Origin of the sequence: Actinomadura soli, assembly GCF_005889715.1 — a bacterium.
GTDB classification, from domain to species: Bacteria; Actinomycetota; Actinomycetes; order Streptosporangiales; family Streptosporangiaceae; genus Spirillospora; species Spirillospora soli.
In genome coordinates this window covers 1-3,592 of sequence record NZ_VCKW01000459.1, presented here as the reverse complement: position 1 = coordinate 3,592, position 3,592 = coordinate 1, and the positions used below count along the sequence as shown (strand labels likewise).

Annotated in this window: 3 protein-coding genes; 2 read left to right on the top strand and 1 reads right to left on the bottom strand. The window is 71.1% G+C overall.

From position 1 onward, the window contains the following. Positions 1-347 precede the first annotated feature (347 nt). Positions 348-617 carry a pilin gene (locus ETD83_RS40560; protein WP_205718169.1) on the bottom strand — a complete coding sequence of 90 codons (270 nt, stop codon included), beginning with the start codon at positions 615-617 and terminating at the stop codon, positions 348-350. A 789-nt stretch (positions 618-1,406) separates the two neighbouring features. Between ETD83_RS40560 and ETD83_RS40555 the strand changes: the two genes are divergently transcribed. Next, positions 1,407-2,264: a hypothetical protein gene (locus ETD83_RS40555; protein WP_138650561.1), complete on the top strand. Its 858-nt coding sequence runs from the start codon at positions 1,407-1,409 to the stop codon at positions 2,262-2,264. Continuing rightward, entirely contained in the window at positions 2,261-3,154 is an 894-nt protein-coding gene (locus ETD83_RS40550; protein ID WP_138650560.1) for a TRM11 family SAM-dependent methyltransferase, read from the top strand. Before ETD83_RS40555 ends, ETD83_RS40550 begins: the two co-directional genes overlap by 4 nt. Positions 3,155-3,592: the final 438 nt, after the last annotated feature.

Here is a 3,592-nt window from a genome sequence, read left to right as displayed (position 1 = left end):
GCCCGGGCCAGGCTCTCCGGTGCCCTGCGGACCGGTGCCGGGGCCGACGGGGCCGCCGGGGTTCGCCGGTGTCGGCGAGGACCCGGTCGATGGCGACGGGCTTGGAGACGAAGCTGGCGGCGGGGGTGGCGGTGATGGGGAGGCTGGAGGTGCGACGGCTGGGGTCTGCGCAGGTGCCGCTGGGGCCGGGCTCGGTGCGGGGTCGGCACCAGCCTGCGAAGGTTGTGCGAACATCCACATCCACGCGCCTGCCACCAGCGCTATGAGGACGGCGATCCTGCAAGCGGCGGTCGGCGGTACCCCGCCCCCGACCGGTTCGGGTGGTGGGTGCGAGGCCTTGGCGGGTGTCACGAGGGCCCGCCAACGATGCTCTGCAACAGCTTGACCAGAACCGGAGCCAGCACCGCCACCGAGTACCCCATCGCGGCGTACCGCAGCGTCCTCTTGCCGGCCTCCACCTCGCCTGGATCGCCTCCCGCGAGCATGAGGCGGATCCCGCCGATCGTGGCGAACAACGTCGCCAACCCCACCAGCAGCCCCACGATCACGTTCCGCAGATTGCGGATCACCTCATCCAGCGACCCGGCCGCCGCCAGACCCGTGCCGGCCTCGGCCACCCCGGGGACCAGCAGCGCACTCAGCCCGCACCCCGCCGTCCACACCAGAGACCCGGCCGCCAGACGCCGTCGGGACGGTCGTGGCCTGCGCGGTACTCGATCGCGCGTGGACCTTTGAGGTGCGGTGGAGGCGGAGCCAAGTCGGCCGGTGCCGGTGTTGTGGCGGGCCTGACCGCGGTCTCGGTGAGGGCTAGGCCGATTCGCGATGAGTCGATGGGTAGTGCGGCGGGTGTACGTGCGGGTGCGCATGGCAGCGTCTCCGGAATCTCGAATGGCGGAAGCGGCTGCCAGCCGTGCGATCACCGGCGAACGGTGCGGCCCTCGGACTGCGGGCGTCCTCCTTGACGGGACACATGGGACGGATGATTGCGGCGGGGACCGGGCTCTTGGCCGTCCGTCCGAGAACGCACCGTTCGTCGGTGATCTCGACTGGCACCCATGAAGCACCGCCGAACAGGCCCGAATTCACGGTTCAGGCGTCATCCTTGATCAAGTCTTGGGGCGCCCAGCGGAAGAAATGCGCGCCCGGAAGCCCCGGTGAGACCCGAGCCGGTAGCCGTTCTCGGCCTCTGCGATACCCGATGCGAGGGGAGCGTCAAGTCATCGGACGGTCGGCCCTTCTTGACCGAACCATGGGGCGGCTGATCATGAAAATCGGGCCGCTTGGCGGTGCTTCATCAGTGCACGGGGATCGGGTGGCCGTCTCGGGTCACCCAGCAGATGAACCACACACCGCCCAACTCCAACCACCCACCTGCCGGCAATAGTCGGCCCCAGGGACAGCGGCGAATGGTTCCGCTGACCGTCTGGCTGTGCTCGGACCCTCACAACGATGAGCCGACGCCCCAACCGGCCTCCCAGCCGAGACGACCGGGCTCGGGCAGCACGATCTGCCTCCAGCACCGCCAGAGCATCGGACGGGAACTGGCCCGGCACCTGATCAGCACCTGCACCGGCGAGGGTGGTCTGGTCGTCGAGGGCTTCACCACCAGTGAAGCCGCGCTGGTCGCCGCCGCCGAACTCGACCGCCGCGCCGTCGCGCTGGTCCCGCACTTCCCGCTCGCCCGGCACATCGGCACCCGACTCCGCGCCACCCTGGACCAGCGGCGGCTGACGCGGGTGCAGATGCGCCCTGTCCGGCCCGACCAGATGGCCAGAGGGCTGGCCGATGACCTCGGCCAGGTCTCTCTGGTCATTGGTGCCCCGCCGCCGTACGAGACCGGCGGCCACAACCCGAAGCGAGGTTCACAGACGGGCTGCCCGGCATGCCGGGCGGACCTGTGGATGCTCTCCAGTGAACAGCTGGGCCTGTTCTTGGCTGCGGCGTGGAAGGTGCTGCGCCCCGGAGGTGTCCTGGCGATTACCACTACCGCCCGCCAGCAGGCCGGGCGCCTTATCGACCCCGCACCGCGCATCATCCGCCAAGCCCAGGGGCTGGGGTTCCGGTACGCCCAGCACATCATCGCGCTGCGCGTCCCGATCGACGGAGACGCTCTGGTCGTCCAGGCCGGGCCCGCCGACCTGGCTGAGCTGCGCGACACCCGCTCCGGCGTGTTGCCGCCGCCCGTCAGCGTCCACGCGGACGTCACCTTGCTGAGCAAACCGCCGAGGGAGCCCGGGGACCGGCAGGAGGGGGACGCGCGATGAACCACAACGCGCCCACCTCGCCGAGGCATTCGTCGATGCTGGCGTCGGTGCTGGCCACCGGTCAGCGGCCATCCCGGCTGCAGCGTCAGGGCCGCTACACGCCCGAGTCGATGCGGCACCCCGGCAAGATGCTGCCCGCCATCGCCGCCACCGTCATCGACGCCTTCACCCGGCCCGGTGACCTGGTCGTCGATCCGATGTGCGGGATCGGCACCACTCTGGTCGAAGCCGTGCACCTGGGCCGCGATGCCGCCGGGGTGGAGTACGAACCCGACTTCGTCCACCTCACCCTGGGCAACCTGCGGCATGCCCGTGCCAAGGGCGCGACCGGCCGTGCGCAGGTGGCGTGCGGTGACGCCCGCAACATCGCCACCATCTACCGCGCCCGGCGCGGCCAGGCGGCGTTGGTGCTGACCTCACCGCCGTACGGGTCCCGCACGCACGGGCACATCCGCTCGGGCCGAGACAACGGCGGCGGCAAGGTGGTTAAGCGCCACCACCGCTACTCCACCGACCGCGGCAACCTCGCCCACCATCCACTCCCGGGCCTACTGAACGGCTTCGGCCAGATCCTGGCCGGCAGCGCCGGCCTGCTCCGGCCCCGAGGCGTGATCGCGGTGACCGTCCGCCCCATTCGGGTCCAAGGTGAGCTGATTGACCTGCCCGGCCAGGTCATCGACACCGCGAACAAGAACGGTCTGGTCCTTGTCGGGCGGTGCGCTGCCCTGTTGGCGGGCTTGCGTGACGGCCGGCTGGTCAACCGGGCCTCCTTCTTCCAGATGCTCGAAACCCGCCGGGCCCGCGATCGCGGCATCCCGGCCTGCGCCACCGCGCACGAAGACCTCTTGATCTTCAAGCCCGCCACCGACCTGCGGGAGGTGAGCCGATGACCGCGAACCGCCATAGCAAGCGTGCCGGACGCAACCGGGTGCTGGAGATGCTGGCCATCCTGCAGCTCGGCCTGTGCGGACGGTGCGGACGCGCCAGCTACGCCACCCGCCGTACCGCCCGGCACGCCGCCAGCATCGCTGCGCCCGGCGCCGGGCTGCGCACCTACCGGTGCGGTGATGCCTGGCACCTGACCAGCCCACCGCAGCGTCGCCAGCGCATCACCCCGCCCGTCACCCTCGTCCAGGATCTCCGGGGCAGCAGGGCGGGGCTTGACCGGCGGGATGGAGGCGAGCGTGCATACCGGTGCTCCGGCCCGGCCCAATCCGCTGGTCTGCAAGCCGCAGGACATGCGTCCGGGCACCGGAGCGGACCCGCTCCGCTGGCAGACGCACCCAGCGCCCCACTGGCCTGTTCCCGCACTGCATGCGGGGGTGGGC